This window comes from Roseixanthobacter pseudopolyaromaticivorans (assembly GCF_043195145.2).
GTDB lineage: Bacteria > Pseudomonadota > Alphaproteobacteria > Rhizobiales > Xanthobacteraceae > NCEH01.
In genome coordinates, this window is sequence record NZ_CM195539.1 from 2,209,552 (window position 1) to 2,222,636 (window position 13,085).

Genomic DNA, 13,085 nt, shown 5'->3' on the forward strand with positions numbered 1-13,085 from the left:
GTGGAGGATGTAGACCCAGCCGTCAGTGGGTGTCGGCCCAGGTCTGGCCAATGTCGAAATTGCCCTTCAACGGGCACCGGAAGTTGAAGTATTCGCCGGCCTTGCGGATGGCGTCGGCGGCCATCTGGCCAACCTGCTCGGCGAGATGCGGCCGGGCTTCGAGCTGCCATTCGTCGTGATAGGTGATGACGAACTCATAGTCCTCGCCCGGCACGAGCCCAGCGGCCTGGAGGTCGGTGTCGAGGATCACCTGGGCCTTCTTCATGAGCACGGCGCCGGCCGACTGGAGCAGGGTGTTGAGGGCGGCGTGGTCGGAACGGATGCGAAGCTTGCGCCCGTCGAGCCCGATGAGATATCCCCGCCCGAGCGCAGTCTTGGCGACCGCCTCGACAAGCTTCTTCATGGCCGGCAGGTTGGCCAGGAACTTGGTTCGGGCCGCCCGGCCGGCACCCATCAGCCGGGTGCGGGAGAGCAATCCCAGCAGGGTTAGGCCGAGCTTGAAGTCCCCTGCCCCATAGATGAAGGCGTAGAACCAGGTCTTCGCCGTCTCCCGCTCACAGCCCAGCGCCTTGGCGTTGAGCGTGTGCATATCCGTGCCGTTCTCCTTGCGGCCTTCCAGCACGGTCCTGATGTAGGCGCCGCCGTCGTGGCGGGCCATGAAGCCGGCGAGGCATCGCAGCTCCAGGCCGTCCGCATCACAACCGACCAGCTTGTAGCCCGGCCCGGCGGTGAACAGTGCCCGCATCTCCTTGCCGTAGGGCTGGGGCTTGCCGGTCTTCTTGTCGAGGATGCCGGGAACGTTGGCGATGAGGCGGTGCGTCATGCGCCCGGTCACGGCGCCGTTGGTGATGACCCGGCCGTGGACCCGGCCCTTCTTCTCGTGCTTGATCCAGGCTTCCCGCCCGTCGCCGAGCTGCCCGAGGCGCTTGGCCACCAAGAAGTATTCGGCCAGCACCTTAGCCTCGGGGTATGGGAGCCCGCCGAGGATGTCGTCGTCGAGCTTGGGGGTGCCGTCCTTGGTGAACTCGTTGGGCACCCAGCCCAATTGCTGGAGGCGCTCGGCCACCTGCTTTCGGGAGCCGGGGTTGAACGGGACGATCTTGGTCTTGACCGTGGGGACGCCCTTCACGTACCCGCGCGGCCGGTTGTTGGCTTTGGGGATGAACGTGGTGCGCACTTCCTTCGGCGGGAAGACGCGCCTCAGCTCATCGGACAGATCGGCCCGGCGGCTGCTCAGCGTGGCGTAGAGCTTTTGGGCAGCCTCCATGTCGAAGGCGAACCCACGGCGTTCCTGGCGGGCGCAGATCCACGCCACGCCATGCTCCAGCTCCACGCACTCCTCGCCCCAGGCGATGCGCTTGTGCTCGGGTTCTTCATCACCCCGGAGGCGGGCCTGGATGCGAGCCCAGAGCTTGGTGGTGACCACCACGTCCTGCTCGCAATAGTCCTGCATCTCCGAGGACCAGTGCGCCCATCCGCCCTTGTAGTTCCCCTTGTGCTCACCGAGCCGGTGGCCCCAGGCTTCCAGGCCCTGGCGGGCGATCATCTGCTTGGGGAACTTCCCCTTCTCCGCCAGGGCGAAGTCGATGTTCTCCAGCACCTCCTTCGGATAGAGGAGCTGGGTCAGGATGATGGTGTCCCGCACCACCCCGCGCGGCTTCCAGTCTGGGTAGACCTTCTGGAGCGCGGGAATGTCGAAGCCGATGACGTTGTGGCCGAGGATCAGGTCGGCTTCGGCGAGGAGGCGCAGGCCCAACTGGACCGGCGCATACCCTTCGTGATCCGAACAGGAGATGGTCTCGCCGGTCTCCAGATGGTGGATGACGAGGCAGTGGACCTTGGTGAGTTCGTCGAGGAGGCCGTCAGTTTCGATGTCGAAGACGAGGGTCTTCACGTCTTCCGCACATCCTCGGCGGCGAAGGCGAGTTCCGAGGCGAGGTCCCGCGCTCGGTCAGGCGCCAGGACCCAGGTGAAGAAGCCGGGAACGTGCAGCTCGACGGAGCGCTTCTGTTCCGCCCGGCGCTCTTTCAAAACGGTGATGCGGAAGTTGGCCGGCCCCTCATAGGTGCGGACCTCCATCAGTGGATGGTGTCCGTGGGGTCGGGCACGAGGGCGTCGAGGACCTCCACCACGTCGTCCAGCCACTCGGAGGGGAAGAGCAGGCCCGTGTTGCCGATGGCGATGCCCACGAAGAACTGGCCGTCATGGGTTACGGCGGCGATGTTGACCTCGGCCGGGTCGGTGGAGAGCGTCCAGTCAATGCTGTCGGTGTTCATCAGAAATCCTGTGTGGTTTCAACGGCATCGAACCCGCGCTGCGCTGCTTCGCGGAGGCGCCCGGTGTCCACGTCGTATGCGAGGGGGATGGTGAGGCCGGTGGCCTGTCCGCCGAGGCGGTCCTTGAGGATGCGGAAGACGGTAGTCTGCCGCTCCTCTTCGTCGTCGGCCTGCTGGTTGCGCTCCATGCCGAACATGCCGTGCGACCAGAAGCCGATGGAGCGGGAGCCCTTGAAGTGCCGGATCATCACCCGGCCGCCCTCTTCGTGGGGCTTGCCCTCGGGCGTGGCGAGATGGCTGACGAAGATGAGGATGATGTTCAGCTCCTTCACCATGGAGCCGATCTCCGCCATGATCTTCTCAAGGGCGGTCTTCTCGTCCTCGGCAGCGGCGGCCAGGGCGGTGAGGTGATCGAGGTAGAACACCCGCACCCCCTCGGTATGGGCGAGGTAGCGGATGCGGCTGCTCACCACGCCCCAGTCGCAGGACCCGAAGTGATCGTAGAGGTAGAGCCCGCCGCTGCCTTTGAGCTTGGTGATGGAGGCTTGCAGTTCCTCCTTCGACCAGCTCCCATCAGGGATATGGAAGCGCTTGCCGCCGACCTTGCCGGCCACGCGGCGGAGCGTCTCCACTGGCTGCTGCTCGAAGGCGAACATGCCCACCTTCAAGCCCAGCTCGCCCACGTCGAAGGCGATCTGCTGGGAGAGGAAGTCGGACTTGCCGACCCCGGTGCCCGCGCCGAGGGCGTAGGCTTCCCCGTAGCGCCGGCCGTAGGTGGCCTCTGTCAGGCTCGGAAGGAACCAGGGCAGGCCCATCTCCAGGTCCTGGAGGGCCTGCTCCTCGATATCTTCGATGGTAACGATGCCGTCCGGCCGGTACTCAGTCGGTGCCCACAGGGCATCCACCAGTTCCTTGCCGCGCCCCTGCTGGAGCATCTCGTTGGCGTCCTTGAGGGGCAGACGCACGATGCGCAGCCGGCCCGGCGGGAACAGGCCGACGCAGTCCTCCACCGCCTTGCGGCCGGGGTCATCCTGATCGAAGCACAGGTCGATGTGCTCGAACTTCAAGAGCCATTCGAGGTTCGCGGACAGGGACTTCCTGGCGCCGCTCGCTCCGTTTGGAAGGGAGACAACGGGCCAGCGATAGTTCATGGCCTGGAACGCCGAGACAGCGTCTATCTCACCCTCGGTGATGATGACCCGCTTGCCGCCCTCCTTCCACAGGTGCATCCCGTAGAGGCCGGCGGCTTTGGTATCGCCAAGGAAGGTGAAGTCCTTGTTCTGAAAGCGGACCTTCTGGGCCACGGTGGCGCCGGAGAGGTCCCGGTAATTGGCCACTTGAACCGGCTTGCCGTTCAATTCAGAGACGGTGTAGCCCATGCGGCGGCAGGCTTCTTCGGATAGTCCACGCCGGGAAAGCTCCATGGCCTCCCCCGCGTCGATCAGACCTTTCACTCGGTCTCCTCTGTTGGGGAGCGCGGCGGCGCCCTCCGTGTCCTCGGCGAAATGCCGGGAACAGGAGAAGCACCAACCGTGTCCGTCTGTGTAAGTGGCGTAGGCGTCGGAAGAGGAGCCACAGGGACAAGGCCCGTGGCTGAGGAACTCACTGTCCTCCAAGCTCAGGCAGCGAACTCTTCAAGGAGGAGAAGCGCCTCTTCCGTGTCACCGAGCATGATGCGATCACGGACCTTCTGGGATGAAGCTTCCACCTCGGCCTTCGCGGGGTTGAACCTCACAGGGTCGGGGCCGGCACTCCACTCGTACTTCGAGAAGTCGAAGGCATCCATCACGCGGGTGTAGGATGAGATGGGCGTGTCTTCGGAACGGAGCTTCACCTTGCCGGTACGGACCAGCTCAGCCCGACGCTCGTCGGTGATGACCCGGCCCTCGACACGGAACTTCACCCGGAGGTCGTCGATCTTCTTGCGGGTGATCTGGTCCACCCGTTCCAGGGCGTATTTGCGCTGCTGCTGGTTCATCAGGCAGCGGCTCCCAGATAGTGGTAGCGGACATAGCGCTGGCCGGTCGTGTCCAGGCGCTGCTCACGGGCGAAGCGATGACCGCTCGCCTCCAGGTCGTTGATGCGACGGGAGAGCGAGCGGATGCGGAACATCGCCTGCGCCTCGATGCCGGAGATGGAGCTGTTCTTGCGGAAGTGGTCCAGCAGCAGCGAGGTCTGGGGCTTCTTATTCAGGGGCGCGAATGCCATGTCTTTCCTTCCAGATGAGGATGCTTGAGAGCTGACAAAGGAACGGGGAGAGCGCTGTGCCCTCCCCGCTGTGGGTGTTCAATTGTGCTTGGGTGCCCAGCCGAGGGCGGCGCCTGCCGCGATAATGCGGGTCAGGTCCGGCGGCTCGTCGAGCCATTCCTGGGGTATCCAACGGGCCGCGTAGAGGAAGCCGTACTTCCCACACCACATGGCGTAGGAGGTCTTCGAGGTCTTGCCGATCTTCGCGTTGGGGTTTGAGAAGACGAAGCGGATGTCGAGCGCCGGATGATCCGCCTTGATGAACAAATGCTTCTGGCGGTCGGCGGTGACGAAGCGCCCCTTGCTCTCCACGACGATGCCGTTCTTCAAGATGAAGTCGGGCGTGTACCTGCGGGGCTTCTCGGGCTGCTTGTAGTGGAGCGTGTGCTCCTCGTAGACGACGGGCTCGCCGGCCTTCTTGAGCTGCGCGGCGAGTTTCTCTTCAAGACCGGAGCGGTATCCTTCCGCCTCGGCACGGGCCTCAGAAGTCAGCGGAGGTGTCGTCTTCGTCCGCAACTTCGTCTTCGCTGTCGGAGAACGAGCGGCCTGCATCGTCTTCGGCCACGTAGCCGCCTTCGACTTCACCGAAGGAACTCTCACGCTCGCCGCCGCCGGCCACAAGCTCGATCACCTGGACGCCCACGATCTCCAGCTTGAGGCCGACCTCGTTATCCTTGGGGGAGAACCAAGCGAACACGTCGCAGTCGCAGCGGAGCTTGGAGCCGCCCCAGATGGAGAGGCCCTCCTTCGACATCTTCTTGCCCTTGCTGTCGACGATGTCGATCTTGGCCTTCCACGCCGAGCCATCCTTCTTCGTGCCCGAGGCCGTGCGCTTCGGGGTGAGGATGTATTGGCCGGTCTCATTCCCCTCCTCGTCTTCATGCGCCTTGATGGGGAGGTCGTTCTTCTTCAAGCGCTTGGCCTTGGGGGAGTTCGGCGTGTCGCCGTAATGCTCCGCCTTCAACTCCTCGAAGCCCTTGTCCAGGAACGCCTGGAGCTTTGGGCGCAACGCGTCGGCCACGTCCTCGTCATAGATCAGGGGGCAGCGATACTCGCCCTCCGGCTTCCACTTGGTGTCGGGGACGATGACATGCGGATACCGGGCAACGCCGATGGGCGTGATGATCCGACCGACCTTGATCTTGTTGCGCTTCTTCTTCTCAGCCAATGAGCTTGTTCCTGCGATTGATGAAATTGCGATGGAGGATGTTGGGGTCGAGGCCGAGAGCCATCAGCTCCACCTCGACGTCCAACGGAAGAGGGTCGCCCTTGGCCCAGTAGAGCTTGGCGATCATGAGGGGGCGGGGCTGGCGCATCAGGCGGCCGCCGAATAGCTGGAGAACCAGTGGAGGTTAGTCGCCAGCCACGCCTCGCCCTTCGCCGAGACCCGCGTCTGTTTGCGAAGCGCTCCCCGGACTGGAACCTCGCGCACACGGAAGAAGCCCTTCTCCCGGTATCGGGTGGCCGGAAGGATCAGGCCATCCTCGACACGGCGAAACAGCACTTTCCGGCCGATCAACGTGGGCAGGAACACCCGCTTCAGCGGGACATCAAGGTTCGCGGCCGTCTGCTCGAACGAGAAGGTTCCGTCCATGTCGGCGAGCTGGTGCAGCGCTTCGGCCTTCGGCTCCGCGATGGCGAGGCGCTTGTCCTTCTCCATCTCGCGCTCGGCAGAGGCGAGGAGCAGGTTCCGCAGCACCAGCGGATTGTGCAGGTCGGGAAGTTGCGGTCGGAGTGCCACCACCTGCGCCTCCAGCTCCTGCCAGCGGTCCACCACGCGGGCGGTGAACTCCGGGGAAAGCTGGGCGACGACGATCAGGCTGGAGCGCTTGTCGAGGAGGTAGACCCGCATCGGCTTTGTGGCCGTGGGGATTTCCTGCGTTGCAGGGAATTCGATAATGCCTCGGTTTGCGAGCCGCTCCACCGTCACCTTCACGTTGTCATGGCGGGCACCGAGAAGCTCGGCGATCTCCCGCGAGGACATGGTGAGCGGCTCACTGCCGGCGCGGCCGGACGTGGGGAGGATGCCATCGCTGATGACGACGTCGGCGCGGCGGCCCGTAAGGATGGGGGTGATGTTGTTCATCAGCCGACCACCTCGCCGACGATCATCGGGGAACCGGCCTGCATCTGACCGAGCACGTCCACGGCGGCGACTTTGTACATGCCGAGGACCGAGACGATCTCGTCGGCATCCAGCTCGGCCTCCACCAGGATCGCCGCAAGGATCGTGGCTCCGGTGGCGAGGCCGCCTGCGAAGGTGTTGGGAACACGGGACAGCGTGATGGTCTCGCCGTCGAAGGTGACATAGGGGTTCATCATTTCAGCTCGTGCTCCGCATAGAGGCGCAGCGCCCGGAATTCGGGACGCTCGCCATGGATGGTGTCGGCGGTCAGGTTGCCGGCGACGGTGAAGACGTCTTGGGGATTGAGGCCGTGGGTCTTGCACACGGTCAGGAAAAGCACCGCGACGGCGACCGATTGGATGGCCGGCGGGTGGTCCTGGAGACGGTCAACGAGCTGCATCGCGGATTGCGCGACCGCCTCGGAAGGCGCGTTGGCCAGATGGTCGAGGTCCAAGGGTTCCTTGTCAGGCTGCGAGGCTGATGATCTGGGCGTGGACCTTGTGCCTCGGGGCAAAGTCCATCTGCTGGCCGGGGTCGCCGGCCTCACGGGCGAGGCGTTGGTAGCGCTCGGTTCGGGCGGGCTGCTGGAGCTTGAGGATGCGCTCCATCAGCTCCTCCACGCTCTCCTCCGGCAGGATGATTTCCTGGGTTCGGACCAGGGCCGGGGCGAAGTGGACGTAGTCCTCCAGCTTCACGCGCCGGTGCTCCACGAGCTGGGGCTTGGCGTCGATGGGCTGGAAGAGGGACGGGACGCTCCCGTGCATGTGGATGAACACCTCCCGACCCATGGCCTGGGCGGGGAGCACCACATGGCGGAGATACTCCTGGTCCTGGTGCAGGTACTCGAAGTCGATCCGGGCCGAGATACCCCGGAGACCCATCTGCTTGTGCTCGAATGCGAGCTGCATTGTCCGGGAGCGGATGTCCTGGTCCGCACTGAATGCCCAGCCGGCCTGCTGGAGCTGCCATGTGTCGGCCCGCCAACCGGCTAGGTCGAGCTTGATCGGGAACGACAGCATGTCGGGGCGGCCATCACGCCAAGCCCCGAAAGGCTCACGCATCGTCGCCGATCTCCAGCAGCAGCACCTCGTATTCGTTCTTGAGGTTTTGGACGATCCGTTCAGCGGCAGCGATCTGCTTGAGCTTGTCCTTGAGCCGGGCCTTGGCCTTATCGCCGCGCTCCTTGGCGATCTCGGCACGGGCCTGCTTCTCAACTTCCTTGATGTCGAACATCATTGCTTCCTGTCGTCGTTGTGGGTGTGGAGGATCAGTTCGCCGAGAAAGGCGAGGAACTTGCGGATCACCGACGCTTGCCCTGCGGCAGCGGCTCACCCCGGCGGCTGTCGTTCCCGCCATAGATGCGGCGGGCGCCGTTCATGAGCTGGCGGTGCCATTCGCCGCGCTCGGCGTGGGTCATCCGATGGAAGTCGAAGTGGTAGTCGTCCCCGTCAGCACGGTGGACGGTGGCATCCCAATGGGCAGCTCCCATGCGGATCGTCAGAGTTCCTGTGGTCATTCGGTCTCCGGTTAAGCTCTGGTGCAACCTTAGTCCGCAAAGTCGTTTGGTACGAATAAGCGTACTATCTAGGCAAAAAAATAGGCGGACTGCCGGATTTGGTTGAGGTCGAGGGTTCCTTGGGTTGGAGGACGCGGGAGTGCAGCGACGATCTCAGGCGGCAAGCCGAGCGAAACGTCGTGCAGAAACGAGGCGAGCACGTCGTGGTCCGAATACATGCGGACGAACGTGTCCCTGAGGGTCGCAGCGAGGCGGTCGGTGTCCGCCGCGTGTGTGCCGTAGCTGTCATGGATCATCGCGAACGACGAAATGCCCTGGTCCAGGCAGTCGCAGATCGTGAGCATCATGGCGCTGGCGTCCATGGAGTGGATGAAGTTCGGGCTGATCCCGAGCGCCTGCCGGGACACGTCCAGCTCATCCCCGTTGGTGAACTGGGAGAGATAGACGAGCGACCCGCGCAGCCGGCTCTTGACGCGCCGGTGCTCCACGTTCCGATACTCCTGGTGCGCCACGAAGCCGCTTGGGGTGGTCCACTGGAGAGGCTTACCCTCCCTGGCCACCGCCCTGGCGATCTGCTGGAGCCAGGCCATCACCTGCCGAGCAGCCACCACGACGTCGCCGATGGATGCCCAGATCGTGCTCGACAGGAGGCTCTCGGCCTTGACCAGCTCGATCCCGAAGGGGTTCTCAGCACCGCCAGCGAGGCGATCACGCACCGCCGCTCGGGTGTATTGCAGGCACGAGGATGTGGTCCCGCCATAGGGCAGCACCATCACCGGGCGCTTGGTGATCTTTCGGTCGATGCCGAAGTCCACCCAGCCTCGGGCCATCCATGCCCGTTCGTCCCCGCTACGGGCCATCACGCGCAACCGCTCCATCGTCCGGTCGGCGACCCGCTGGTAGATGTCCTGCGGCTCATCGGACGGCACGAGGTTGACAGCGGCGCCCCCGATGGGGTCTCGCAGCATGGCGGAGAAGTGTTGGAGCCCGTTGCAGGAGCCGTCCAGGGCGACGGGAAGATGGGAGACGAAGGCTCGGGGACTTCCCCTGTGCCGCTCCCAAAGCTCACCCCATTCAAAGCACCATGCCAGAAAGGACCACGGCTTGTCGGCCTCGGTCCACCAGCGGTTGGAGAATGGGTCTCGGGCGCATTCCCGGATGACGTCTTCATGGGCGTGAGCCCACAATTCCCGCTTGTCCAGACTCGCCTTGTCGAACCCGAAGACGTTGGCGCCGTGGATGGCCAGCCACCGAAGGCCCCGGTCGCCCACCGGCTTGCCCTCGGCGAAAGTGAGCAGCGCCTTCCCATGGTCGGAGCCCTGCGGCTGGAGAACGGCGGGGATCGAGTAGCCCCGCCCCCGAAAGTCGAGCTGATGCGGGAAGAATATCCGGGGGTCATCCCGGTATTCCTGGGCAATCACCATCAGCCGACCGACCTCTGCCCGCTTGCCCTCGGCCTCAGCGTTGCGCTCGTGGATGGCCTTGGCCTCTGCCTTCCAGGCCCGCTGCGCCGTCTCGCTGGTGTCCATGTCGAACGGCCGGGGTGGCAGATCCTCAGGCTCAGGTCGGGGGAGACACGGCATCGGAACGCCTGCGTCCACCGCCCGCTCCATCACCTCTCGGACCTGTCCGTTGATCCGCCACGCCGTGGACTGGAGAGCGTTGACCGCGCGGTACACCCGGCCCATGTCGCCCGCCTTGAGAGCCTCGACGTGGGGCCGGAAGGTGCGCTTGACGATGGTGAAGGGGCGCACAGCGTGCGTCAAATAGCCACCACCCACGGTGCTGACCCAGGGGATGGGCTCCACCACGGTGGGCGTCAGGACCGGGCGCAGGAAGGCCGCCTTGGCATTGTAGTCCTCGATCCAGCGCCGCCCGGTCTCGGACAGGCGGATGTATTTGACCGTCTTGTTCCTCTTGACGGGGATGTTGACGTCCTCGACGAGCCCGGTGTGCTCGATCAGCAGGTCGATCAGCTTGACCCCGACGTGAACCTTGTCGGATGTCGCCCATCTGGGCAGGTCCAGGTCGGCCGCTCGGGCGGCGGCGCTATAGACCTTCTCGGTGTGCTCCGGGTCCCATGACTTCCGCCGCAGGCTCCGAGCCACGGTGTTGTAGAGGGCCGGCGCACGTTCATCGAACGCCGCCATGCGCACCTCATCCTCCAGGACGGAGGCCAAGCTTCGGGCCATGCGGAATGCCGGGACGCCGCCCGGCGTGTGGCTGATGACCTCCCGTATGGTGAGGTAGGCGATCAGCTCGGGCTCGATCTCGGACAGCAGGCGGCCCGCGATGGACGGCCGGCGATCCACATCACGCTCCGAGTCGAGGTATGCCCGCACCCCGGCGGCGAGTGGGGCGAGCAGCTTACGGGCCACCTCCAGGCCCCCCGCCGTGTCCCCCTTTCCTCCCCGTTCCTCTGCCTTCTGGGTGGCCGTTTCGAAGCGTCGCTTCCCACGGTCTCGCATCCCCTGCTCAAGTTCGACTTCACGGCCCGTTTCGGGGTGCATGTTGCTCCTCTCGGCGAGTGTCTCTATAGATTGTCACTAAGCTGCCTGTCACCGAAGTCCGTATGCAAATGCGTACTATCGCGAACAGGCAGCGAGATAGGTGGCCAAGCCAAGGAATGACAACGGGTTTGCGGACTATGCAGGTTGGCGTACTAAACGTCATCGCCCTGCAAATCCGTGCACCCCGGTTCGATTCCGGGCGTGGCCTCCAGTTTCGTGCGCGGCACTTTGCCCTTATGCGATGCCCATCTCGCCCAGATGCGCGAAACTGAACCGCCGCTATGATGGCGAAGCATGGGCGTGGCACGCGGTTCGTGCCCGGAGATTTTGATGAGCTTTTCGCCGGTGAAGCGCCTTGGCGCCTACATGCAAAAAGATGAGACCACGCGGCTCATCCATCGCCTCTTCATCTCCGACGGCCGCCGCCACTGGAAGGGTTACGTAACGGCGTTCACCTTCATGGGGCTTATGGCCGGCTCCACCGGCGCCATGGCCTACCTCATGAAATCGGCGGTCGATTCGATATTCGTGACCCCCACGGCCGAAGCGGTGTGGGCGGTGGCGATCGCGATGATGCTGCTGTCCATGGTCAAGGGCATCTCCGCCTACGCCCAGTCCGTCACCATGGCCAAGGTCGGCAACCGCATCGTGGCCGACAACCAGAAGCGGATCTTCGACCGCCTCCTGGACCAGGACGTGAGCTATTACGCCGCGCGGCACACCGCCGACATCACCATGCGCTTTTCCATCGGCGCCAATTCGGCCCGCGACGCGCTGAACCTCGTCATCACCTCCATCGGCCGCGACCTGCTCTCGCTCATTTCGCTGGTGACGGTCGCGATCATTCAGGATCCCTTCCTCGCCATCGTCGCCCTGGTGGTGATGCCGATCGCGGTGATGGGCACGCGCAAGCTGGTGAAGAAGGCCAAGAACATCTTCAAGCGCGAGTTCGCCAGCGGCATCAAGCTGAACACCACCGCCATGGAATTCATCCAGGGCGTGCGCACGGTGAAGGCCTATACGCTGGAAACCATCATGCGCGGCCGGGTCTACAGCTATGTGGACGATGTCGAGCGCGCCTCTAACAATCTGATGAAGACCCAGGCCAAGTCGAGCCCGCTGATGGAGACCCTCGGCGGCTTCGCCATCGCCGGCGTGATTCTCTATGCCGGGTATAATGTGGTGGTGCTCAACAAGACCCCCGGCGAGTTCTTCTCGGTGCTCACCGCGCTGCTGCTGGCCTACGAGCCGGCGAAGCGTCTCGCCCGCTTCAATGTGGAGCTGGCCGGCATGATGGTCGGCACGAACATGCTGTTCGAGATTCTCGACACGCCGGGCGCCGAACAGGAGCCGGCCGACATGCCGCTGCTCCCCGTCGGTCCGGGCCGGGTCGATTTCAAGGATGTGGAGTTTGCCTATCGCCCCGGCGAGCCGGTGCTGCGCGGAATCTCACTGACGGCCGAACCCGGCCAGACCACGGCCCTGGTGGGCACGTCCGGCGGCGGCAAGAGCACCATCATCAGCCTGATCGAGCGCTTCTACACGCCCACCGCCGGCACCGTGACCATCGACGGGCAGGACGTCACCCGGTTCAAGCGCACCTCGGTGCGCGCGGCCTCCGCGCTGGTCAGCCAGGATGTGTATCTGTTCTCGGGCACGGTGAAGGAAAATATCGGCTTCGGCCGTCCGGACGCCACCGAGGAAGAGATCATCGAGGCGGCCAAGGCGGCGCACGCCCATGACTTCATCATGGGCTTCGAGCACGGCTACGACACCCAGGTGGGCGAGCACGGTGCGCAGCTCTCCGGCGGCCAGCGCCAGCGCATCGCCATCTCCCGCGCCTTCCTCAAGAACGCCCCCATCCTGCTGCTGGACGAGGCCACCGCTGCGCTCGACAGCGAATCCGAGGCGGAAGTGCAGAAGGCGCTGGTCGCCCTTCAAAGCCGCCGCACCACCATCGTCATCGCTCACCGCCTCCAGACCGTGGTGCGCGCCGACAAGATCTGCGTGGTGGATGGCGGCCATGTGGTGGAAAGCGGCCGGCACGAGGAGCTGATGGCGAAGCGCGGACGCTATTACAGCTTCTACCAGATGCAGTTCGCCCACGAGAACGAACACAAGGACGCCGCCGGTCAGGCCCCCGCGCTTCTGTCGGCCTGAAGCCTTTAGAAACAAAGGCTTGGGGGAGATACCCCCAGGCTTTTCACAAGCCCCGCGCAATTATCGCGGTTTATGTCTTCACAAGCCGGCACACGGTTGCTATATCGCCGGCCTCGCAAGTGAGCACCTGTTCCCCGGTAGCTCAGTGGTAGAGCAACCGGCTGTTAACCGGTTGGTCGCTGGTTCGAATCCGGCCCGGGGAGCCACCGCCTGCTAGGCGGTCTGGCCTTTGCGACATTCAGGCAGTTTGC

At 64.4% G+C, this 13,085-nt stretch carries 17 protein-coding genes and 1 tRNA gene; 2 read left to right on the forward strand and 16 right to left on the reverse strand.

What is annotated here, in order from left to right:
- Positions 1-22: 22 nt before the first annotated feature.
- The 16 genes from V5F68_RS10630 to V5F68_RS10705 all read right to left on the reverse strand — a co-directional run bounded on the left by V5F68_RS10630 (position 23) and on the right by V5F68_RS10705 (position 10,674).
- The gene (locus V5F68_RS10630; RefSeq protein WP_394012513.1) at positions 23-1,894 is read right to left on the reverse strand and encodes a DNA polymerase; all 1,872 of its coding nucleotides are present in this window, start codon (positions 1,892-1,894) and stop codon (positions 23-25) included.
- Complete coding sequence (locus tag V5F68_RS10635; protein ID WP_394012514.1) at positions 1,891-2,079, reverse strand: hypothetical protein; 189 nt, start codon at positions 2,077-2,079, stop codon at positions 1,891-1,893. Before V5F68_RS10635 ends, V5F68_RS10630 begins: the two co-directional genes overlap by 4 nt.
- Positions 2,079-2,276 (reverse strand): hypothetical protein, encoded by a 198-nt coding sequence (locus V5F68_RS10640; protein WP_394012515.1) that lies wholly within the window; start codon positions 2,274-2,276, stop codon positions 2,079-2,081. The genes V5F68_RS10635 and V5F68_RS10640 overlap by 1 nt, the downstream gene beginning before the upstream one ends.
- Positions 2,276-3,730 (reverse strand): DnaB-like helicase C-terminal domain-containing protein, encoded by a 1,455-nt coding sequence (locus V5F68_RS10645; protein WP_394012516.1) that lies wholly within the window; start codon positions 3,728-3,730, stop codon positions 2,276-2,278. The genes V5F68_RS10640 and V5F68_RS10645 overlap by 1 nt, the downstream gene beginning before the upstream one ends.
- Before the next feature lie 164 nt (positions 3,731-3,894).
- Positions 3,895-4,254, reverse strand: a complete 360-nt coding sequence (locus V5F68_RS10650; protein ID WP_394012517.1) for a hypothetical protein — start codon at positions 4,252-4,254, stop codon at positions 3,895-3,897.
- Positions 4,254-4,484, reverse strand: a complete 231-nt coding sequence (locus tag V5F68_RS10655) for a helix-turn-helix domain-containing protein (RefSeq protein WP_394012518.1) — start codon at positions 4,482-4,484, stop codon at positions 4,254-4,256. The genes V5F68_RS10650 and V5F68_RS10655 overlap by 1 nt, the downstream gene beginning before the upstream one ends.
- Before the next feature lie 78 nt (positions 4,485-4,562).
- The gene (locus V5F68_RS10660) at positions 4,563-5,039 is read right to left on the reverse strand and encodes a PDDEXK family nuclease (RefSeq protein ID WP_394012519.1); all 477 of its coding nucleotides are present in this window, start codon (positions 5,037-5,039) and stop codon (positions 4,563-4,565) included.
- Positions 5,005-5,691 carry a hypothetical protein gene (locus tag V5F68_RS10665; protein WP_394012520.1) on the reverse strand — a complete coding sequence of 229 codons (687 nt, stop codon included), beginning with the start codon at positions 5,689-5,691 and terminating at the stop codon, positions 5,005-5,007. Before V5F68_RS10665 ends, V5F68_RS10660 begins: the two co-directional genes overlap by 35 nt.
- Positions 5,684-5,839: a hypothetical protein gene (locus tag V5F68_RS10670; protein WP_394012521.1), complete on the reverse strand. Its 156-nt coding sequence runs from the start codon at positions 5,837-5,839 to the stop codon at positions 5,684-5,686. The genes V5F68_RS10665 and V5F68_RS10670 overlap by 8 nt, the downstream gene beginning before the upstream one ends.
- On the reverse strand, positions 5,839-6,609 hold the full coding sequence (locus tag V5F68_RS10675) for a Rha family transcriptional regulator (RefSeq protein WP_394012522.1): 771 nt from the start codon (positions 6,607-6,609) through the stop codon (positions 5,839-5,841). Before V5F68_RS10675 ends, V5F68_RS10670 begins: the two co-directional genes overlap by 1 nt.
- Entirely contained in the window at positions 6,609-6,845 is a 237-nt protein-coding gene (locus V5F68_RS10680; protein ID WP_394012523.1) for a hypothetical protein, read from the reverse strand. The genes V5F68_RS10675 and V5F68_RS10680 overlap by 1 nt, the downstream gene beginning before the upstream one ends.
- The gene (locus V5F68_RS10685) at positions 6,842-7,102 is read right to left on the reverse strand and encodes a hypothetical protein (RefSeq protein ID WP_394012524.1); all 261 of its coding nucleotides are present in this window, start codon (positions 7,100-7,102) and stop codon (positions 6,842-6,844) included. Before V5F68_RS10685 ends, V5F68_RS10680 begins: the two co-directional genes overlap by 4 nt.
- 10 nt (positions 7,103-7,112) lie before the next feature.
- Positions 7,113-7,709, reverse strand: a complete 597-nt coding sequence (locus tag V5F68_RS10690; RefSeq protein ID WP_394012525.1) for a hypothetical protein — start codon at positions 7,707-7,709, stop codon at positions 7,113-7,115.
- Entirely contained in the window at positions 7,702-7,881 is a 180-nt protein-coding gene (locus V5F68_RS10695; RefSeq protein ID WP_394012526.1) for a hypothetical protein, read from the reverse strand. Before V5F68_RS10695 ends, V5F68_RS10690 begins: the two co-directional genes overlap by 8 nt.
- A 67-nt stretch (positions 7,882-7,948) precedes the next feature.
- Positions 7,949-8,164, reverse strand: coding sequence for a hypothetical protein (locus V5F68_RS10700; protein ID WP_394012527.1), 216 nt, complete (start codon positions 8,162-8,164; stop codon positions 7,949-7,951).
- 68 nt (positions 8,165-8,232) lie between these two features.
- The gene (locus V5F68_RS10705) at positions 8,233-10,674 is read right to left on the reverse strand and encodes a DNA-directed RNA polymerase (RefSeq protein WP_394012528.1); all 2,442 of its coding nucleotides are present in this window, start codon (positions 10,672-10,674) and stop codon (positions 8,233-8,235) included.
- Positions 10,675-11,004: 330 nt separating this feature from the next.
- Here V5F68_RS10705 and V5F68_RS10710 point away from each other — a divergent pair, with 330 nt between their 5' ends.
- The gene (locus V5F68_RS10710; protein ID WP_394012529.1) at positions 11,005-12,834 is read left to right on the forward strand and encodes an ABC transporter ATP-binding protein; all 1,830 of its coding nucleotides are present in this window, start codon (positions 11,005-11,007) and stop codon (positions 12,832-12,834) included.
- A 131-nt stretch (positions 12,835-12,965) separates the two neighbouring features.
- A tRNA-Asn gene (locus V5F68_RS10715) sits at positions 12,966-13,040 on the forward strand.
- Positions 13,041-13,085: the final 45 nt, after the last annotated feature.